Source organism: Streptomyces sp. NPDC059355 (assembly GCF_042752335.1).
Taxonomy (GTDB): Bacteria; Actinomycetota; Actinomycetes; order Streptomycetales; family Streptomycetaceae; genus Streptomyces.
Map to the genome: position 1 here is coordinate 1 of NZ_JBHYXN010000020.1, position 16,981 is coordinate 16,981.

Annotated in this window: 20 protein-coding genes; 6 read left to right on the plus strand and 14 right to left on the minus strand. The window is 72.4% G+C overall.

The window, feature by feature from the left end; genetic code table 11:
* The first annotated feature begins 97 nt into the window (after positions 1 to 97).
* Both ACFXGI_RS19995 and ACFXGI_RS20000 read left to right on the plus strand, forming a co-directional pair.
* Positions 98 to 991 (plus strand): aminoglycoside phosphotransferase family protein, encoded by an 894-nt coding sequence (locus ACFXGI_RS19995; RefSeq protein WP_384708128.1) that lies wholly within the window; start codon positions 98 to 100, stop codon positions 989 to 991.
* 46 nt (positions 992 to 1,037) lie between these two features.
* Positions 1,038 to 1,514, plus strand: coding sequence for a GNAT family N-acetyltransferase (locus tag ACFXGI_RS20000; RefSeq protein ID WP_384708131.1), 477 nt, complete (start codon positions 1,038 to 1,040; stop codon positions 1,512 to 1,514).
* A gap of 58 nt (positions 1,515 to 1,572) precedes the next feature.
* Here ACFXGI_RS20000 and ACFXGI_RS20005 read toward each other — a convergent pair whose 3' ends face one another.
* The 7 genes from ACFXGI_RS20005 to ACFXGI_RS20035 form a co-directional block, all read right to left on the minus strand.
* On the minus strand, positions 1,573 to 2,754 hold the full coding sequence (locus ACFXGI_RS20005) for a methyltransferase domain-containing protein (RefSeq protein ID WP_384708134.1): 1,182 nt from the start codon (positions 2,752 to 2,754) through the stop codon (positions 1,573 to 1,575).
* A complete protein-coding gene (locus ACFXGI_RS20010; protein ID WP_384708137.1) occupies positions 2,751 to 3,188 on the minus strand; it encodes a hypothetical protein in 438 nt (145 codons plus the stop codon). Before ACFXGI_RS20010 ends, ACFXGI_RS20005 begins: the two co-directional genes overlap by 4 nt.
* A gap of 87 nt (positions 3,189 to 3,275) precedes the next feature.
* Positions 3,276 to 4,118 carry a helix-turn-helix domain-containing protein gene (locus ACFXGI_RS20015; RefSeq protein WP_384708140.1) on the minus strand — a complete coding sequence of 281 codons (843 nt, stop codon included), beginning with the start codon at positions 4,116 to 4,118 and terminating at the stop codon, positions 3,276 to 3,278.
* Positions 4,115 to 4,867, minus strand: coding sequence for a DUF6879 family protein (locus ACFXGI_RS20020; RefSeq protein ID WP_384708143.1), 753 nt, complete (start codon positions 4,865 to 4,867; stop codon positions 4,115 to 4,117). Before ACFXGI_RS20020 ends, ACFXGI_RS20015 begins: the two co-directional genes overlap by 4 nt.
* A gap of 280 nt (positions 4,868 to 5,147) precedes the next feature.
* Positions 5,148 to 5,564 (minus strand): DUF5958 family protein, encoded by a 417-nt coding sequence (locus tag ACFXGI_RS20025; protein ID WP_384708145.1) that lies wholly within the window; start codon positions 5,562 to 5,564, stop codon positions 5,148 to 5,150.
* A gap of 205 nt (positions 5,565 to 5,769) precedes the next feature.
* On the minus strand, positions 5,770 to 6,273 hold the full coding sequence (locus tag ACFXGI_RS20030) for an FBP domain-containing protein (RefSeq protein WP_384708148.1): 504 nt from the start codon (positions 6,271 to 6,273) through the stop codon (positions 5,770 to 5,772).
* Between the two features lie 80 nt (positions 6,274 to 6,353).
* Positions 6,354 to 7,346, minus strand: coding sequence for a zinc-binding dehydrogenase (locus ACFXGI_RS20035; protein WP_384708463.1), 993 nt, complete (start codon positions 7,344 to 7,346; stop codon positions 6,354 to 6,356).
* A 152-nt stretch (positions 7,347 to 7,498) separates the two neighbouring features.
* On the opposite strand from ACFXGI_RS20035, the gene ACFXGI_RS20040 reads away from it, so the two are divergent.
* Positions 7,499 to 8,176 (plus strand): pentapeptide repeat-containing protein, encoded by a 678-nt coding sequence (locus ACFXGI_RS20040; RefSeq protein ID WP_384708151.1) that lies wholly within the window; start codon positions 7,499 to 7,501, stop codon positions 8,174 to 8,176.
* 51 nt (positions 8,177 to 8,227) lie between these two features.
* Here ACFXGI_RS20040 and ACFXGI_RS20045 read toward each other — a convergent pair whose 3' ends face one another.
* From ACFXGI_RS20045 to ACFXGI_RS20060, 4 genes are all read right to left on the minus strand, one after another.
* Entirely contained in the window at positions 8,228 to 8,731 is a 504-nt protein-coding gene (locus tag ACFXGI_RS20045; protein ID WP_384708466.1) for a hypothetical protein, read from the minus strand.
* A gap of 83 nt (positions 8,732 to 8,814) precedes the next feature.
* Entirely contained in the window at positions 8,815 to 9,969 is a 1,155-nt protein-coding gene (locus ACFXGI_RS20050; protein WP_384708154.1) for a M4 family metallopeptidase, read from the minus strand.
* Positions 9,970 to 10,260: 291 nt separating this feature from the next.
* Positions 10,261 to 10,902 (minus strand): response regulator, encoded by a 642-nt coding sequence (locus tag ACFXGI_RS20055; protein WP_384708157.1) that lies wholly within the window; start codon positions 10,900 to 10,902, stop codon positions 10,261 to 10,263.
* Positions 10,899 to 12,014 (minus strand): sensor histidine kinase, encoded by a 1,116-nt coding sequence (locus ACFXGI_RS20060; RefSeq protein ID WP_384708469.1) that lies wholly within the window; start codon positions 12,012 to 12,014, stop codon positions 10,899 to 10,901. The genes ACFXGI_RS20055 and ACFXGI_RS20060 overlap by 4 nt, the downstream gene beginning before the upstream one ends.
* A 343-nt stretch (positions 12,015 to 12,357) precedes the next feature.
* Between ACFXGI_RS20060 and ACFXGI_RS20065 the strand changes: the two genes are divergently transcribed.
* Both ACFXGI_RS20065 and ACFXGI_RS20070 read left to right on the plus strand, forming a co-directional pair.
* Positions 12,358 to 12,915, plus strand: a complete 558-nt coding sequence (locus tag ACFXGI_RS20065; protein ID WP_384708160.1) for a heme-binding protein — start codon at positions 12,358 to 12,360, stop codon at positions 12,913 to 12,915.
* A 42-nt stretch (positions 12,916 to 12,957) separates the two neighbouring features.
* The gene (locus ACFXGI_RS20070) at positions 12,958 to 14,382 is read left to right on the plus strand and encodes a M1 family metallopeptidase (protein WP_384708163.1); all 1,425 of its coding nucleotides are present in this window, start codon (positions 12,958 to 12,960) and stop codon (positions 14,380 to 14,382) included.
* Positions 14,383 to 14,445: 63 nt separating this feature from the next.
* Here the strand turns inward: ACFXGI_RS20070 and ACFXGI_RS20075 are convergent, their stop codons facing one another.
* Together ACFXGI_RS20075 and ACFXGI_RS20080 are read right to left on the minus strand one after the other, a co-directional pair.
* Entirely contained in the window at positions 14,446 to 14,961 is a 516-nt protein-coding gene (locus tag ACFXGI_RS20075) for a GNAT family N-acetyltransferase (protein WP_384708166.1), read from the minus strand.
* Positions 14,962 to 15,063: 102 nt separating this feature from the next.
* Positions 15,064 to 15,639, minus strand: a complete 576-nt coding sequence (locus ACFXGI_RS20080; protein ID WP_384708169.1) for a TerD family protein — start codon at positions 15,637 to 15,639, stop codon at positions 15,064 to 15,066.
* A 183-nt stretch (positions 15,640 to 15,822) separates the two neighbouring features.
* Here ACFXGI_RS20080 and arfB point away from each other — a divergent pair, with 183 nt between their 5' ends.
* Complete coding sequence (gene arfB, locus ACFXGI_RS20085) at positions 15,823 to 16,248, plus strand: alternative ribosome rescue aminoacyl-tRNA hydrolase ArfB (protein ID WP_384708172.1); 426 nt, start codon at positions 15,823 to 15,825, stop codon at positions 16,246 to 16,248.
* Between the two features lie 23 nt (positions 16,249 to 16,271).
* Here arfB and ACFXGI_RS20090 read toward each other — a convergent pair whose 3' ends face one another.
* Positions 16,272 to 16,841: a flavin reductase family protein gene (locus ACFXGI_RS20090; RefSeq protein WP_384708175.1), complete on the minus strand. Its 570-nt coding sequence runs from the start codon at positions 16,839 to 16,841 to the stop codon at positions 16,272 to 16,274.
* Positions 16,842 to 16,981: the final 140 nt, after the last annotated feature.

Consider the following 16,981-nt stretch of genomic DNA (forward strand, 5'->3'; position numbering starts at 1 on the left):
AATCGACGCGGAGCGTCGGTGACCGACGACAACGCGGCGAGCGTGCGTGCCAGGCCCCGCCGGCCAGACGGGACTTTGACGACACGACCTAGGGCCCATGGTGGAGATTCCGGACGGGCTGGTGCGGGCGCAGATCGGGTACGAAGGGGACGCGGGGCGGGAGTTCATCGCCGCACTGCCCGCGCGGGCGGCGGAGTTCCTGGAGCGCTGGGACCTGCGGCGCACCGGGCCCGGGATGCACGGGGTGACGGCCCTGGTGCTGCCGGTGGAGCGGGCGGACGGGTCGGCGGCCGTGCTGAAGCTGGGGCGGGTGGACGAGGAGAGCGCCGGGGAGCCGCTCGCGCTCCGCGCGTGGGACGGGCGGGGCAGCGTACGGCTGTTGGCGCACGACGCGGCGACCGGCGCGCTGCTGCTGGAGCGGCTCGACGAGCGGCGGCCGCTGTCGGAGCTGGCGGAGCGGGATGCGCGGCAGGCGGTACGGGTGGTGGGGGAGTTGCTGGCGCGGCTCACACAGGTGCGGGCTCCGGCCGGAGTGCGGGGGCTCGGGGGTGTGGCCGCGGAAATGCTGGAGTCCGTACCGGCGGCGCTGGAGCGGGTGGCGCCGGGGCGGGAGCGGGGGCTGGTGGCGGACTGCGCGGCGGCGCTGGCGGAGGTGGCGGGCGAGCCGGGGGACCGCTTGCTGCACTGGGATCTGCACTACGGCAACGTCCTGGCGGGCGGGCGGGAGCCGTGGCTGGCCATCGACCCGAAGCCGCTGGCGGGCGATCCGGGTTTCGAGCTGCTTCCGGCGATCCGGAACGAGTTCGCGGTGAACGAGGTGCGGTGGCGTTTCGACGCCCTGACGGCGGCGCTCGCCCGGGACCGGGCCCGGGCCCGCGCGTGGACGCTGGGCCGGGTGCTGCAGAACTGCCTGTGGGACGTGGAGGAGGGGGAGCAGGAGCTGGACGAGGAGCAACTGCTGGTGGCGGAGGCCCTGCTGGGCCGCCGGTGACGCTGCGGGCCCGGCCTGATCGGCAATCACCCCCTAGGCTGCCGGCATGATCCGTAGCGCTGTCGTCGAAGACGTTCCCGTCATCCACGCCATGATCCGCGAGCTCGCGGAGTACGAGAAGGTGCCGCACGAGGCGCGGGCGACGCGGGAGCAGTTGAGGGAGGCGCTGTTCGGGGAGCGGCCGGCGGCGTTCGCGCACATCGCGCAGACGCAGGACGGGGAGGCCGTCGGGTTCTCGGTCTGGTTCCTGAACTTCTCGACGTGGCGCGGGGTGCACGGGATCTACCTGGAGGACCTGTACGTACGGCCCGGCGCGCGCGGCGGCGGGTACGGGAAGGCGCTGCTGGCGGAGCTGGCGCGGATCTGCGTGGAGCGCGGGTACGAGCGCCTGGAGTGGGCGGTCCTCGACTGGAATCTATCTGCCATCGACTTCTATCGATCAGTCGGAGCGGTGTCAATGGACGAGTGGACCGTGAACCGCCTGACGGACGACGCCCTCCGTAAGCTGGGCGGGGCGGAGTAGCCGCCTGACACCCGTCCGGGACCGCGAGACGGCGGCACCGGACGGGTGCGCCGTCCGGCTACCCGACGGCCGGGACCGGGTGCTCCGGGGAGTCGAGCCAGGCACGGGCGGTGCCGTTGGGGCTCACTGTGAGTCCGAACCGCTCGAAGTCCGGGCGGCCCCGGTCGTCCCACCAGGCATGGGCGGCCGTGAGTTCGCTCCACAACTCCCGCGGGCCGGACTGGTAGACCTCGAACTCCTCCGCGCCGGGAACGAAGTCGATCGACGCCCAGGAGGTGACCTGGGTGTCCCGGAGCCAGAGCGTGTAGCGCCCGCCGTCGAGTTTCTCCGGGTAAGGGAACATGCCTTCCGTCTGAAGCCCGATGGCGAACATGGGGAGCCAGCCGGCCGCATCCTCAGGGGAAAGGGAGGTGGTCGCCCGGCGGCCATCGGCCGGCCACGGCTCTCCGCCCAAGTATGTTTTCACGTGCCTCCGGTAAGCGCGTTGCTGCCGGAGCCGCATGAAGGCGGAGGACCCGACGAACGGGCCGGACACGCTTCCGTCCTCCTGGACGGTCAGGCGGACCACGGCCTCCCCGCCGTACTCCGTGGCGTACGGGGAGACGATGATCCCGCCGGGCCGGGTCTGCCGGATGATGTCCGCCGGGATGTCCCGCAGGGAAGCCGTGATCAGTACCCGGTCGTACGACGCGCACGCCGCCCAGCCCTGAGAGCCGTCACCGACCACGGCCACTGGGTTGTACCCGGCGGCGTCCAGGCGGGCTCGGGCCGTGGCCGCGTTCTCCGGGTCGAACTCGATGGTGGTGACGTTCTCCGAGCCGGCCCGTTCGGACAGCAGGGCCGCGTTCCAGCCGGTGCCCGTGCCTACTTCCAGGACCTTGGAGCCCGCCTGGACGTCCAGGGTCGCCAGCATGGAGAACACCATGGCGGGCTGGGAGTTGCTGCACGTCGGGATGTTCCCCCGCTCGGGGCCTGTGTGGCTTCCGTCGTCCCACTGGGTGGTCAGGGAGGTGTCCGAGTAGACCGCGCGGAACCACGCGTCCGGGTCGGTCCGGCGGTCGATGCTCGCCACAGGTCCGCCGTCGGCCGGGCCGACGCCGGGCCAGATCACATCCGGGACGAACGACTCCCGGAGCACCGCTCGGTACGCGGGGAGCCAGTCGGAGGTCAGGGCCCCGGAGTCCATGAGCCGGGAGGCCAGCCCCTGGGGGCGGGCCTCCGTCGTGGCGCGTTCGGTCACTTGGTGCTGCTGCCCTTCGTGTCGCTGTGACCGGAGTCCTGTCCCTCCGAGCCGCCTCCGCCGTGACCGGCGCCCGACTGGCCGTCGTCCTGCTGGCTTCCGCCCTGACCCGAGCCCGTGCCGCCGCCGTGCTGTCCGCCCATGAACGTGCTCCTTCTCGTGATGGATGAGTGGTGCTGTGGCTCGCTCCGGCCGAACGGTGTACCGGTCACCGCGGCGGAGTTAGTGAGGGTGGGGGCCAACCCGGCCCCGCCGTGCGCCGGCTTCATGGCGACGCCGGGGCGGACATTGCCCAGCCTCACCAGAGCCGGGCCGGGCGGTGGCGGGTCGATCCCCAGGGACGGGAGAACGATTCCGGCAGCCATCAGCGATTCGCGCAGCGACTCCACGACCGTTCCCGGGGTCACTGCCTCCAGTTCGTGCGAGCTGTCCATGAGAGGGACGCTAGGGCTGAGCACCTGGCTCTGTGGGGGCTGATTCGCCGGGATTCTCGGGCCGGTTCGTGATCTTCCGGGAGATTCTCAGGGGCTGTCGAGAGCCCGCCGGGCGCGGGCGATCACGCGGTGGGCGTCCGCACCGTAGACCGCGGAATCGCAGAGTGCCTGCCAGACCTTCCGGTAGACCCCCACGCTGTCCGCGTCGTCCAGCCAGAGTTCCGCGTGCCAGTCCTCCGCGATCACCAGACGGTCGTCGTACAGCCAGAACCCGTTGGCCGGCGGGATCTTCAGGGAGGCGCCGAACGGGACGATGCCCAAGTGGACGGTGTCCAGCCCGAGGACGCCCGCCAGGCGGTCGAGCTGGGCGGCCAGCACGAGAGGAGGGCACACGAGCGCCCGGAGCGCGGCCTCCCACATCACGATGTGGAACGTGCGCCCCGGCTCGTACAGCATCTCCTGGCGCTTCACGCGGGCCCGTACGGCTTCCTCGGTGTCCCGGAGGGACTGGTGGAGGTCGGCGTAGCGGGTGAAGACGTGGCGGGCGTACTCGGCGGTCTGGAGCATGCCGGCGACTATGGAGCTCTCCCAGCCCCGAACCGTCCTGGAGCGCTCGTACTCCGCAGTGAGCGTGTCCTGAACGGGCCTGTGGCCCGCGGCCAGTTGCCTGCGCCACGCACGGGAGCGGGACTCCAGACTCCGCAGCCTGGTGATCAGTTCCTCGGCTGCCCCAGGGTGCTCCGTGCCGCTGGCCCAGGCCAGCAGATCATCCGTCGTCGCCGTCTGCCGCCCGGTTTCCAGCTTGCTGACCTTGGACTGGGTCCAGCCGAGCCGAACCGCCAACTGGCGGCCCGTGAGACGCCGATCGGTGCGCAGCTCGCGAAGCCGCGCACCGAGGGCAATCCTTGCCTGTTGGAAGTCGGTGCTCACCCGGCGGACGGCATCTGGTCCGCGAAGGTGTCGTACGGAACCGCGTGATGCCAGGCGGCGTCCCGCACCTGGCAGGCACGCGAGACTTCGACGGGGTCGGTAATCAGCTCGACTTCGGTCAGCTGGTCCTCGTCGTCGAAGTGCAGATAGGCGATGACCCGGGAGTCGAACAGCCAGAAGTCGTCAGCCGGGAGCCGGAGACGCTCGGCATCGGATCGCCACAGGTTCCGAATGTCCTCCCCCACCGCGTTGTTCCGGCGCGCGTTGTCCAGCAGGTACCGCTGGCCGACCGTCGGCGGGTTGTCGACGATGCGCACACGCTCGAACCGTTTGCCCAGCGAAGTCTGTTCTCGGCGCGTCACGCACCAGGGGTCGTCCAGGTCCCAGGCGGGGTCTTCCCCGGTGATGAATCGCCGGTAGGTGTCGGTTTCCTCGTCGGAGGCATACCGGCGCCGGGATTCCAGCCGCCACGCGTTGTGCTCGCACGTCACGAACATGGTCTCGAACTCGTCGAAGCTGATCACCACGGGGGCCTTCTCCGCTTCCTTGGGAGCGAAATCCGCCAGCAGCACGCGCGGGACGATCACGAAGCCCTCCCCGTCCATGACGTTCCGAAGGTGGGCGATGTCGTCAGGATCGGTCACCACGTCGCCCTGTACGAGGACCTCCCCGCTGTCGAGGTCCTCGTACAGGGTCGGGCACCCGCTGTTGCCGGAGTTGGTACCGATGAACCGGAGTCGCCGCGCCATTGCCGTTCCCCTCCACCAGTGGACACGTTCCGACCAGGATGGGACGTGGGCAGCTTCCCTGTCCTGCATGATTCGCAATGATTCTCGGGACCGACGCAAACAGGCCCCTTACTCCCCGGCCCATGCCGAGGAGCAGGGGGCCAGGTCGATCAGACGTTTCCAGGGTGCGGACGCTCCGGCCGGCGGACGGACAGGGGGACCATGGCCGCTCCACCAGCAGGGTCTACGTCATGTTCCCCAGCCATTGCGCCAGCTCCGGAAGTCCACACAACCCCGACACTCACCCGGTGGCAGCTCCCGAATCGGTTCCACCCACCAACTGGTGCCAGGCGTGACCGCACCCGTCGGCGCAGAACCGCTCCCGGCGACGCTCGTCCGCCACCCCCAAGAGCGCGACCAACAGCCGAAATGACTTCACACGCTCGTCCTGCGGCAGATTGATGATCTTTCCCAGCTGCACGTTCAGCTGCCCACGCGTGATCAGCACCGCCGGGGTATACGTCGGCCGAAGACCGGCACGTCGCACGCTCCCCGGCCCGTCCTCCTCCGTTGCGCGGGCTTGCATGCAGTGTCCGCACAGATCCCGCAGAACCTCGAACTGGCTCTTGGCCGGTAGAGCTTCAAACCACTCGATGCCCTGCTCGATCGGACGCAACTCCTGGGCGAGCATGTTCAGCATGACCGCGCGCTCGTCCATCTGTGCCCTCCCTGCGATTCGGCCGAGGCGAGTCGCCCCCGTGGTCCATCCCCCATTGCAGTCCGCACAAGGCAGGTCAGGCGGTCCGTGTACCGGCTGGCGAACGAGGCGCTGAGGCGGCTCGGCTCGGGGTCGGACCCGGCACCGGAGTCGGCACTCGGCCCGGCGCGGGGCTGAGGTCGCTGCGCCGAGCCGGGGTGCGGCGTCAGACGGTGATCTTCGCCGTGAAGGAGTCGAGGTTGGCCCGGGTGCGCTCGATCTTCTCGGCGAGCGTGAGCGTCTCCTCGTACCGGCCCGCCCGCAGCTTCGGCTGCCGCTTGCCCCGGACGTAGAGGGAGCAGGCGAGGTCGGAGCAGACGTAGATGCCGACGGTGTTGCCCTCGCGGCCGCGGGCCCCGGCGAGGGGGGCGACCAGGAGGGAGACGCCGGAGGCGGCGTGCCCGGTGAGGCAGATCTGGCAGACGCTGGACTTGAGGGCGCTGGTGCGGCTCGTGCCCGGGACGCGCAGGCTGATGCCGAGGGGGGTGCCGTCGGCGTCCTGGCGTACGAGGTGGGCCCGCAGCGGCGCGCCGGGGTCGACCCAGCCGAGGAAGTCGAGCTCTTCCCAGGGGAGTTCGCCGAAGTCCAGCGGGAGCTTGAGGCGTGCCGCCTCGCCCTTCGTGCAGTTCACGAAGGACGAACGGATCTGTTTTTCGGTAAGCGGGTCCACGTCGGTGGACGGTACGTGGCGATACGGGCCGCTGTCATCCGGTATTCCCGGCAGGGGTCCGGCGCAGGCGGCGGCGTCCTTCAGGGTTCGAGGACGACCTTGCCGGTGGTGGCGCGGGTCTCCAGGGCGTGGTGGGCGGCGGCCGCGTCGGCGAGCGGGTAGCGCTGGAGGGCGGGCCGGAGCCGGCCGGCGGCGGCTTCGGCGAGGGCGCGGGTTTCGAGCAGGCGCAGGGGGTTCTCGCCGCCGGCCCGCCGGAGCATGGCCGGGCCGAGGACGTTCTCGGTGGTGACGCCGCGGGCGGCGAGGCGGGCGCGGTCGGCGTCGGTGAGCGGGATGGGGCCCCCGGACCAGCCGAAGACGAGGTGGAGGCCGCCGGGGGCGAGGAGGTCGAGGGCGGCGTGGGCGATGGGGCCGCCGACGGAGTCGAAGAGGACGGTGGCGCCGGCCGGGTGGCGTTCGCGTACGGCCTCCGGCCAGTCGGGGGCGGTGTAGTCGAGGGCGAGGTGGGCGCCGTTCGCGGCGGCCAGGGCCGTTTTGGCGGGGCCGCCGGCGAGGGCGACGACGGTGGCGCCGGCGTTCAGGGCGTACTGGACGAGCAGGGTGCCGATGCCGCCGGCGGCGGCGGGGACGAGGACGGTGGAGTCCGGGCCGAGGTCGGCGAACCGGAGGATCCCCAGGGTGGTGCGGCCGGTGCCGATCATGGCGACGGCCTGGGCGGGGTCGAGGCCGGCCGGTACGGGGTGCAGGCGGTCGGCGTCGGCGACGGCGTACTCGGCGTAGCCGCCGGGGGCGAAGCCGAGGTGGACGACGACCTGGCGGCCGAGCCAGGCGGGGTCGGTGCCGGGGCCGAGGGCGTCGACGGTGCCGGCGACCTCGCGGCCGGGGATCGTCGGGAGCTCGGGGAGGGCGTGGACGGGGCTCGGCACGCCCTGGCGCAGGGCGGTGTCGAGGAGGTGGACCCCGGCGGCGGCCACGGCGATGCGGACCTGGCCGGGTGCGGGGACGGGGATTTCGGTGCGTTCGGGGGTGAGGTTCCCGGCGGGGCCGAAGGCGTGGAGGCGGATGGCGCGCATCGTCTGCGGGGTCTGCGGGGTCTGCGGGCTCTGCGGGCTCTGTGCGGTCTGCAAGGTCTGCGTGGTGTCCATGGCGACAGGCTCTGACCTCAAGTGTGGTTGAGGTCAAGGCTCCGGCGGGCGATGTCAGTGGGGCGGGGGACGATGGGTGGATGGCAGCCAAGGGACAGCGGCGGGAGACGGTGAAGGCGGCGCGGCGGCCGGAGGTGCGGCTGCCGGAGCTGAGCGTGTGGGAGGGCGGTGAGCTGGAGCCGGACGGGGACTACGACGGGCTGGAGTTCGCGGACCTGGATCTGGTGGGGCAGGAGGGGATCGGGGCCCGGTTCATGGACTGCGCGCTGCGGCGGTGCGCGCTGGACGGGACGGGGCTGGCCAAGGCCCGGATCCTGGACTCGGTGCTGGAGGGGGTCCGGGGGGTGGGGACGGACCTGTCCGGGGCTTCGCTGCGGGACGTGGAGCTGGTGGAGGCACGGCTCGGCGGCGTGCAGCTGCACGGGGCCGTGCTGGAGCGGGTGGTGTTCCGCGGCGGCAAGATCGACTACCTGAACCTGCGGAAGGCGCGGCTCAAGGACGTGGTCTTCGACGGGTGCGTGCTGGTGGAGGCGGACTTCGCGGGAGCGGTGCTGGAGCGGGTGGAGTTCCGCGGGTGCGCGCTGCGGGGGGCCGATTTCACGGGGGCGCGGATGGCTGACGTGGACCTGCGGGGGGCCGCGGAGCTGGACATCGCGCGCGGGGTGGAAGCGCTGTCCGGTGCGGTGATCAGCCCGCCGCAGCTCTTCGACCTGGCCCCGGCCCTGGCGGCCCAGCTGGGCATCCGCGTGCTCTCGTAGCCTCCCGGAAGGGGCGCGTCCGGCCGCCGGGCTCGGCCCGGACCCGGCGGGCTACGCCGGGACTCGGGGGAAGCGGGACTGGAGGGTCCAGATGGTGGGGTTGTCCGCGAGGGCGTCGTGCATGTCGGTCAGGTCCGCGATCACGTCGTGCAGGAAGTCGCGGGCCTCGCGGCGCAGCAGGCGGTGGCTGAAGGTCAGCGGCTCCTCCTCCGCCGGCATCCAGTCGGCCTCGATGTCCACCCAGCCGAAGCGCCGCTCGAAGAGCATGCGGTCGGTGGACTCGGTGAAGTCGAGTTCGGCGTACTGGCGGTTGGCCGAGCGGCTGCCGCGCGGGTCCTGGTCGAGCTGCTCGACGATGTCGCAGAGCGCCCAGGCGAAGTCCAGTACGGGAACCCATCCCCAGCCTGTGGACACTTCCCGGTCCTTGACGGTGTCGGCGAGGTAGACGTCCCCGCAGAACAGGTCGTGGCGCAGGGAGTGGACGTCCGCCGAGCGGTAGTCGGTCTGCGGGGGGTCCGGGAAGCGCCGGGAGAGGGAGTAGCCGATGTCGAGCACGTACCCGATGGTGTCACGGGTGCGGCCCGACGGTGTCACCGGTGCGCGGCGGTCCCTGTCCCGGCGGTGGCCGTGCGGCCGCGTCAGCGGACGTTGACGGCGGTCCAGGCGGCGGCGACGCGCCCGTACTCCGCACTGGCCGGCCCGTAGAGGTCGGCGGCGGCCATGAGGGTGGCCGTGCGGGCGCGGGCGTAGTTGGTGGTGGAGGTCATGTAGGTGCTCAGGGCCCGGTACCAGATGCGGACGGCCTTGTCCTGGCCGATGCCGAGCAGCTTCGACCCGTCGTACGTGGGGGAGTCGTACGCGATCTTGTTGATCTCCTTGGGGCCGCTGCCCTCGGCGAGGAGGTAGAAGAAGTGCCGGGCGGGCCCGGAGGCGGCGTACGCGTCCAGCGTGCCGATGTCGCGTGACCAGTAGTCGCGGGAGTGGCCGTCGAGGCTGGGGTGGTCCATGCGGCGCAGGGGGCCGTCGGCGAAGACGCGCTCGCCGATGAAGTAGTCGCCGACGTCGGTGGTGTTGTCGGCGAAGAACTCGATCGCGGTGCCGAGGATGTCGGCGGAGCCCTCGTTGAGGCCGCCCGGCTCGCCGGCGGAGCCGAGGCCGGCGGTGGAGGCGATCACGCCGTGGGTGAGCTCGTGGCCGACGATGTCGAGGGTGGCGAGGGTCTTGCCGGTGACGGGGTCGTCGCCGTAGTTGGCGCAGAAGCAGCTCGGGTCGAAGAAGGCGTTGGGGTAGTTGCTGCCGTAGTGCACGCGCGAGGTGACGCCGGTGCCGTCGCCGCGGATGCCGTTGCGGCCGAGGACGCCCTTGTAGAAGTCCCAGGTGACGGCGGTGGCGTAGTGGGCGTCCACGCCCGCGGACTGGCGGTTGGCGGGGGTGCCGGTGCCGCCCCAGTCGTTGTCGGGGTCGGTGAAGAGGGTGCCGCCGCCGGTCTGGTTCATGGCGTCGAGGGTGCGCTGGTTGCCGCGGCCGGGGTCGCGGAGCTGGTAGGCGCTGCCGGTGAAGTAGGTGCTGAGGGGGACGGTGCCGGCGTGCTGGCTGTGGCCCGTGCCGGCGGCGGCGCCGGGACCGGGCCCGATTCCCGTCCCGATGCCGGCTCCGATGCCGGCTCCGGCGGTGTCGTACGGGGTCTCGGCCGCGGCCGTCGCCGGGGCTGTCACCGCCGTGGCCGTCAGGACGGCGGCCGTCCCGAGGAGGACGGCGAGGCGGGTGCGGCGAGAGGACGTGGGGTGGGTCACTCGGGCTCCTTCGCGGTGGCCGGGGTGGCGGCGCGAGAGAGCGTGACAGGGCGGGGGCCGGCTTTGGCAGGTCTACGACAAGGATTCCCGGGGATCCCGGCACGGTTGTCCGAACACGCCCCGCCCGGTGTCCGGATCCCGTCCCGCAGGCGCGGCGACAGCCCGCCCGGCCGTGTCGTGCGGATCACGGCGTGTCCGCCGGACGTGCCCTCGGGGGTGTCCGCGAAGTCCCGCCCGCCCCGCGACGCAGGACCGCCCTCCGGGCGGCCGGCGCTGCTGTGCGGACGTCCCTTACGGCAGGAGGCGCTGCTCCTTGGCCACCGAGACCGCGCCCGCCCGGGTGTCCACGCCGAGCTTGTCGTAGATGCGGCCCAGGTGGGTCTTGACCGTGGCCTCGCTGATGAACAGGGCCCGGGCGATGTCCCGGTTGCCCAGGCCCCGGGCCAGCTGGCCCAGGATGTCCAGCTCGCGGTCCGTCAGCGTCGGGCGCGAACCCCGCATGTGGGCCATCACGCGGCTCGCCACCGGCGGGGACAGCGTGGTGCGGCCCGCCGCCGCCGAGTGGATCGCGGCGAACAGCTCCTCCGGGCGCTCCGCCTTCAGCAGGTACCCCGTGGCGCCCGCCGCGATGGCCCGGGTGACGTCCGCGTCCGTGTCGTACGTCGTCAGGACCAGTACGTGCGGGGGCCCGGGCACCGCCGTGATGCGGCGGGTGGCCTCCACCCCGTCGATGCCCTCGCCCAGCTGGAGGTCCATGAGCACCACGTCCGGGCGCAGCTTCGCCGCCAGGGCCACGGCCTCCTCGCCGCTGCCCGCCTCGCCCAGCACCTCGATGTCGGGCGTGCTGCCGAGCAGCGCCAGCAGGCCGGCCCGGACCACCGCGTGGTCGTCGCAGAGCAGGATCGTCGTCGTCGGGCCGGGTCCGGTCGTCATGCGGGGGGCTCCAGGGGGATGGCCGCGGAGAGGACCGTGCCCTCGCCGGGGGTGGATTCGAGGGTCAGGGTGCCGCCGAGCTGGCGGACGCGGGCGCGCATCGCCGGGAGCCCGTGGCCGCGGTCGCCGGCCGCCTCCCGCGGCTCGGTGAAGCCCGCGCCGTCGTCCGCGACGTCCAGGACCACCTGATCGCCCAGGAAGCTCAGGGTCAGGGCCGCGGTCCGGGCGTGCGCGTGCTCCCGTACGTTGGCCAGCGCGCCCTGAGCGATCCGCAGCAGTGCCGACTGGACCCGGTCCGGGAGCGGGGCCGGCGTGCCCTCCAGGTGGAAGCGGACCTCGACGTCCGGGCCCGCGTCGAGCGCGCGCAGCGCGTCCGCGAGACCCCCGCCCCCTTCGAGCTCCGGCGGGGCCAGATCGTGGACCAGCCGCCGCGCCTCCGCCAGCCCGCGCGCCGCGATGCCGGTGGCGGTGCGCACGTGCGCGCGGGCGGTGGCCGGGTCGGTGTCCCAGGTGCGGTCCGCGGCCTGGAGCAGCATCTGCTGGCTGGACAGGTGCTGGGCGAGCGTGTCGTGGATCTCCATCGACAGCCGCTGCCGCTCGGCGAGGGTGCCCTCGCGGCGCTCGGTGGCGGCCAGTTCGCGGCGGGTGCGGATCAGGTCGTCGATCAGCGCGCGCTGGGACTCGGCCTGGCGCTCCATGTGGACGAAGACTGCCGTGGCCAGGGCCGCGATCGCGGGCGGGGCCAGCAGCAGGTTCGGGTCGAACTCGCGCGACAGCTTGAGCTGGGCCGCCACCACGAACACCGTCAGCAGGGCCACCAGGACGATCGCGGCGCGGGGCGGCAGGGTGCGCAGGGCGGTGAAGAAGAGCGGGACGGCGCACCAGGCGAAGCTGGGCGCCAGGACGACCAGGACCACCCAGACCGCCACCACCAGCCCGAGCCACAGCAGTCGGCGCACGGTGGGCGCGGCCCCGAGTGCGGGGCCGAGTACGTACAGCAGGGCCAGCGCGATGCTGAGGGCGATGATCCACGGGGTGCTGGGCGAGCCGGGGTGGCGCAGCAGGAAGCGGGCCACCGAGGCGCCGAGGAGCAGGAAGAAGGCCGTGTGCATGACCGCCGCCAGGGTCCGCGTGTCCGCCCTCCCCGGCGTACCCGCGGCCCCCGGCGCCGGCGGTGGTACGCGGCTCACGTGGCTCACAGCGGGCTCCCGGGTCGGTGTCTGGCTCCTCCATCGTGCCTGGTCGTACGCGATGGCGCCGACCATCCCATCCGTACTCGCACCCCGCCCGCATCCACCGATCGGTCGACCCCGGCGTCAACCGGTGCGGCAGCCGTCGCGAGCCGGTACGCGGACGGGTCGGCGCCGGGTACGGCCCCAGGCTTGGAGCAGCAGGACGAGCCGACGTACCCGACGGCCGCGACGTACTCAGCCGACGCACCCAGGAGCAGCAGAAATGAACACCCGCACCCGCGTTCTCACCGGTACCGCCCTCGCCGTCGCGCTCGGCGCCGGGACCTTCGGCGCGGTCAGCGCCAGCGCCGCGCAGGCCGGGACCGCCCCGGCCGCCGCCTCCGCGAAGAAGGACGGCGGGGCGAACGAGAAGAACTTCACCACCACGACGCACCTCACCGTCGACGCCGCCACCCGCGCCGCCCAGGCCGCGCTGGACGCCGCGCAGAAGGAGAACCAGAAGGTGACGGTCGCGGTCGTGGACCGGAGCGGCAACACCATCGTCACCCTGCGCGGCGACGGCGCGGGCCCGCAGTCCTACGAGTCGGCGCAGCGCAAGGCCTACACCGCCGTGTCCTGGAACGCCCCGACCTCGGTGCTCGCGGGCCGCCTCGCCCAGACCCCGAACCTGAAGGACATCCCCGGCACCCTCTTCCTCGGCGGCGGCACCCCGGTCCAGGCCAAGGGCGCCCCGGTCGCCGGCATCGGCGTGGCCGGCGCCCCGTCCGGCGACCTGGACGAGAAGTACGCCAAGGCCGGCGCCGACTCCCTCGAGAAGTAATCACCCCGAAGTACGACATCGGGCCCGCATAGGATCGGGCGCGTGCATCACCGCCGCGCTCTCTCCCGCCTCACCTCCGCCGCCCCCGCAGCCGCCGCTGCCGCCCTGCTCGCCCTCACCACGGCGTGTACGGCCGACACGGTGCAGGGGCGGCCCGGTGCGTCCGGGTTGCGCGATCCGTACTTCCCCAAGGCCGGCAACGGCGGCTACCAGGTCGAGCACTACGACCTGGACCTCGGCTACGACCCCGCCGACGGGGAGTTGAACGCCACCGCCGTCATCACCGCCCGTGCGGAGCAGGGGCTCAGCTCCTTCAACCTCGACCTCGCCGGCCTGGAGGTCGAGGGCGTCACCGTGCAGGGCGAGGGCGCCCGGTACAACCGGACCGGCCGGGAGCTGACGGTGCGCCCCGCCAAGGACCTCAAGAAGGGCGAGGTCTTCCGTACGGAGATCGACTACCGCGGCAAGCCGAAGCCCATCGAGGACGCGGACGGCTCCGAGGAGGGCTGGATCGCCACGGCCGACGGGGCCGTCGGGGTCGGCGAGCCGATCGGCTCGATGGCCTGGTTCCCCGGGAACCACCACCCCAGCGACAAGGCCACGTACGACATCACCCTGACCGTGCCCAAGGGCTACGAGGCGGTCTCGAACGGCGAGTTGACCTCCCGGACCGACACCGCCGACGGGCAGACCGCGTTCGTCTGGCACAACCCGGAGCCGATGGCGAGCTACCTGGCCACCGCCGCGATCGGGAAGTTCAAGGTGACCACCGGCCGGACCCCCTCCGGGGTCGCCCTGTACGAGGCCGTCGCGCCCGCCGAGGCGGCCGCCAGCGCCCCGGCGCTGGCGAAGCTGCCGGAGATCGTGGAGTGGGGCAGCCGCCGGTTCGGCCCCTACCCCTTCGGCACCGCCGGGGCCATCGTGCTGCCGGCCGAGTCCCTCACGTACGCGTTGGAGACGCAGACCAAACCCGTCTTCTCCGGCGCGCCCGACGAGAACCTCGTCCTGCACGAGACGGCCCACCAGTGGTTCGGCGACTCGGTGTCGCCGAAGTCCTGGAAGGACATGTGGCTCAACGAGGGCTTCGCGACCTACGCCGAATGGCTGTGGTCCGAGGACCACGGCGGGACCACCGCCCAGCAGCACTTCGACGCCTTCCTCACAGGCGACACCACGGTGGACAAGGCCGCCGGCTCCGACTGGGCCGCCTTCCCGCCCGCCGCCCCGCCCAGCGCCAAGGACATCTCCGAGACCCCGGTGTACGTGCGGGGCGCGATGGTGCTCCAGCGGATCCGGCAGGAGGTCGGCGACGAGAAGTTCTTCGCCCTGCTGCGCGGCTGGGCCACGGACCACAAGTACGGGAACGTGAACACGGCCGACTTCACGGCGTACGCGGAGCGGTCGACGGGGCACGACCTGAAGAAGGTCTGGGACGTCTGGCTGTACGGAGAGGGCCGGCCGAAGTAGTCAGTACGGCCCGCGTCAGTACGGCCCGCGTCCGTACGGGCCCGCCCGCCGCGCCCGCGCCTCCTACAGGGCCTTGCGCATCACGGTGCATTCGCGGCCGTGCTCGCGGTCCCGGGCGTGGCGCAGCGAGGTGTAGCCCCGGGACCGCCAGAACGCCAGGCCGGCCGGGTTGTCGTCGAGTACGGCGATCCGTACGCCGCTCCGCCCCGCGGCGCGGAAGCGGTCCTCGACGAGGCCGGCGACGGCCCGCCCGTACCCCGTGCGGTGCGCGGTGGCGTCGATGAGCAGCAGGCCGATCCACGGGTCCGGGTCGCCGGAGGCCGGATCGGGGTGGTGGGCGAGGGTGGCGGCCAGGCCGACCAGCCGGCCGGCGGAGCGGGCCAGGAGCACCTCGGCGCCTTCGTGGGCGAGTTCGTCGGCGAGGGCCGCGGCGACCTGTTCCACGGTGATGCGGCGTGGGTCGGGGAAATCCCCGCTGAGCTCGAAGAAGGCGTGGTTGGTCGCGTAGAGCGCGGCGATCTCGGTGAGGACGGGGCCCGGCAGTGCGCCGTCCACGGGCACGAGCGGTTGCAGGATCACCTGCCGAACCGTAGCGAAGCCCCCTCCCCGGACGGCCGGGAGGGGGCTTCGGCCACTGCTGCCGTCAGCCGCTCAGGCTCAGGCTCAGGCGCTGCCTCGGACTCAGACGTTGACGCCGAAGTCCTGGGCGATGCCGGTCAGGCCGGAGGCGTACCCCTGGCCGACCGCGCGGAACTTCCACTCGGCGCCGTTGCGGTAGAGCTCGCCGAAGACCATGGCGGTCTCGGTGGCCGCGTCCTCGGAGAGGTCGTAGCGGGCGATCTCGGCGCCGCCGGCCTGGTTCACGACGCGGATGTACGCGTTGCGGACCTGGCCGAAGTTCTGGCTGCGGGCCTCGGCGTCGTAGATCGAGACCGGGAAGACGATCTTGTCGACATCGGCCGAGAGGGTGGCGAGGTTGACATTGATGGACTCGTCGTCGCCGGAGCCCTCGCCGGTGCGGTTGTCACCGGTGTGGACGATGCTCTGGTCCGGGGTGGACTTGTTGTTGAAGAAGACGAAGTGACCGTCGGAGACGACCTTGCCCATCGTGTTGACCGCGATGGCGGAGGCGTCCAGGTCGAAGTCGACACCGGTCGTCGTACGGACGTCCCAGCCGAGGCCGACCGTGACGGCGCTGAGGCCGGGGGCCTCCTTCGTGAGCGAGACGTTGCCGCCCTTGGACAGGCTTACTGCCATTTTGACTGGTGTCCCTTCGTCTTCAGATGGCCGCGAGATCGTGGCCAAGGTACCGCTGACCTTCATAACGCGGCGAGGGGGCCGGTAGGTTCCGCGCGTCTGAACACCGTGACGAACACGATGACGGAATCCGGCGGCGAAATACGGGTGACGGGCATCGCGCGGGGCTGGATCATAGGGGGCATGCCTGGTCCCCATGTCATCCGCGGTTCGGTCGTGCTCCCCGAGGCGGAGCTCGCCTGGCGCTTCTCGCGATCCTCCGGGCCGGGCGGCCAGCACGTGAACACGTCGGACTCGCGCGTGGAGCTGCTATTCGATGTGGCGGCGACCAAGGCCCTGCCGGACGTGTGGAAGGAGCGGGCGCTGGAGCGGCTCGCGTCCCGGCTGGTGGACGGGGTGCTGACCGTACGGGCCTCTGAGCACCGGTCGCAGTTCCGCAACCGGGAGATGGCGCTGGTCCGGATGGCGTCCGTGCTCGCGGAGGCCACCGCCCCGCCGCCGAGGGCGCGCCGCGCCACGAAGATCCCGCGGGGGATCAACGAGCGGCGCCTGCGCGAGAAGAAGGCCCGGGCGGAGACGAAGCGCGGCCGCACCGGCCGCGACTGGTAGCGACCGGCGGCGCTGCCGGGACCTCAGCCCGCCAGATGGCGGTAGCGGCCCCGGAAGTACGCCAGCGGCGGGGAGTCCGGGGACGGGAGTGTTGCGGTCAGGACGCGGCCGATGACCAGGGTGTGGTCGCCCGCCTCGACGCGGTTCTCCGTACGGCATTCGAGGGTGGCCAGCGCGCCCGTCAGCAGCGGGGCCCCCGAGACCTCGCCGCGCCCGTGGGGCAGGTCCGCGAAGAGCAGCCGGTCGCTGATGCGGTTCTTCATCGAGAAGCGGCTCGCCACCTGCACCTGGTGGTCGGCGAGCACCGAGACCGCCCACAGCGGCTGCTCCGCGAGCAGGTCGTCCATTCGGGAGCCCTCGCGCAGGCTCACCAGCACCAGCGGCGGGTCCAGGGACACGGACATGAAGGCGGTCGCCGTCATGCCGACGTCCTCGCCGTCCGGGCCGGTCGGCGTCAGCGGCGGCTCGTGCGCGGTGATCAGGCACACGCCCGCCGCCAGTCGGGACATCGCGGCACGGAACTCGTCGTTGCTCACGCCCTCAGGATGAAGGGTGGCGGGGATCGGCACGGGTACAGGGGTCGTCTTCGGCACGTTGGGAACGCTAGTCTCGCCCTCCCGCGTCACGCATCGGGCCCGAGTCCGAGCCGCGTCCCCGCCCCTTGGCCTAGGCCCGGGCGTATCGTTTGCTCGCGGGAAGGCGGGGGAGCGCTCCCAGGTGACACGACCCCCAT

What these genes read in the sequence shown, in the direction of transcription:
- ACFXGI_RS20060 (WP_384708469.1), bottom strand. Translation starts at nt 12,014, where the DNA reads ATGCACACGGCCTTCTTCCTGCTCCTCGGCGCCTCGGTGGCCCGCTTC.
- ACFXGI_RS20000 (WP_384708131.1), top strand. Translation starts at nt 1,038, where the DNA reads ATGATCCGTAGCGCTGTCGTCGAAGACGTTCCCGTCATCCACGCCATG.
- ACFXGI_RS20040 (WP_384708151.1), top strand. Translation starts at nt 7,499, where the DNA reads ATGGCAGCCAAGGGACAGCGGCGGGAGACGGTGAAGGCGGCGCGGCGG.
- arfB (WP_384708172.1), top strand. Translation starts at nt 15,823, where the DNA reads ATGCCTGGTCCCCATGTCATCCGCGGTTCGGTCGTGCTCCCCGAGGCG.
- ACFXGI_RS20025 (WP_384708145.1), bottom strand. Translation starts at nt 5,564, where the DNA reads ATGGACGAGCGCGCGGTCATGCTGAACATGCTCGCCCAGGAGTTGCGT.
- ACFXGI_RS20020 (WP_384708143.1), bottom strand. Translation starts at nt 4,867, where the DNA reads ATGGCGCGGCGACTCCGGTTCATCGGTACCAACTCCGGCAACAGCGGG.
- ACFXGI_RS20010 (WP_384708137.1), bottom strand. Translation starts at nt 3,188, where the DNA reads ATGGACAGCTCGCACGAACTGGAGGCAGTGACCCCGGGAACGGTCGTG.
- ACFXGI_RS20065 (WP_384708160.1), top strand. Translation starts at nt 12,358, where the DNA reads ATGAACACCCGCACCCGCGTTCTCACCGGTACCGCCCTCGCCGTCGCG.
- ACFXGI_RS20080 (WP_384708169.1), bottom strand. Translation starts at nt 15,639, where the DNA reads ATGGCAGTAAGCCTGTCCAAGGGCGGCAACGTCTCGCTCACGAAGGAG.
- ACFXGI_RS19995 (WP_384708128.1), top strand. Translation starts at nt 98, where the DNA reads ATGGTGGAGATTCCGGACGGGCTGGTGCGGGCGCAGATCGGGTACGAA.
- ACFXGI_RS20035 (WP_384708463.1), bottom strand. Translation starts at nt 7,346, where the DNA reads ATGCGCGCCATCCGCCTCCACGCCTTCGGCCCCGCCGGGAACCTCACC.
- ACFXGI_RS20055 (WP_384708157.1), bottom strand. Translation starts at nt 10,902, where the DNA reads ATGACGACCGGACCCGGCCCGACGACGACGATCCTGCTCTGCGACGAC.